Source organism: Lysobacter sp. Soil_N_51 (assembly GCF_057655755.1).
Window position 1 is genome coordinate 1 of record NZ_JBDGLR010000026.1, and the last position, 697, is coordinate 697.

The 697-nt window shown below is 55.8% G+C and carries 1 protein-coding gene; it reads left to right on the forward strand.

Translation table 11 applies throughout. The features are described 5' to 3' along the window. Positions 1 to 51: 51 nt before the first annotated feature. Positions 52 to 697 (forward strand): IS1595 family transposase (locus AC3A4T_RS24520; protein WP_487677757.1); only part of this gene is annotated, 646 nt, incomplete at its 3' end.

Sequence of the window (697 nt, forward strand, 5' to 3'; positions counted from 1 at the left end):
GGGGATTCGCTTTGGGGCTGTCCTAGATAAGGATTCGATCTAGGATGAGAAATGACTCTAAGTCGTTGTCGGATAAGCAAAAACAACCAGCTTCGACTGGTCGAGCTGTTCGTGGCTCAAGCGACAGCTCGAACAGCGGCTGATCTGGTCGGAATCCATCGCAACTCGGCCGCGCTGTACTTCCACAAGTTGCGTCAATGCATCGCGGCGCGGATGGCCGAATTGGAGCCGGAGTTGGCGGTGTTCGAATGCGATGAGAGCTACTTCGGCGGTGCGCGAAAAGGCAAGCGTGGACGAGGCGCGGCCGGTAAGGTCTGCGTGTTCGGCATCCTCAAGCGAGGTGGACGGGTGTACGCCCTGCCGGTTGCAGATGCACGCAGCCAAACCTTGCTGACAGCCCTAAAAACCAGGGTTTTAGCCCATTCGGTGGTCTACACCGACCACCTGGCCAGCTACAACATCTTGGACGTTTCCGGGTTCAAGCATCGTCGGGTCAATCACAGTCACGAGTTCGTCAGTCGTCGTGGAAACCACATCAACGGCATCGAGAACTTCTGGAATCAATCCAAGCGGATTCTGCGTAAGTACAACGGAATTCCACGCAAAAACTTCTTCTTGTTTTTGAAGGAATGTGAGTTCCGCTTCAACTACGGCACCCCGCGCGAGCAGCTTGCTACGCTACGGGACTGGACGGGGC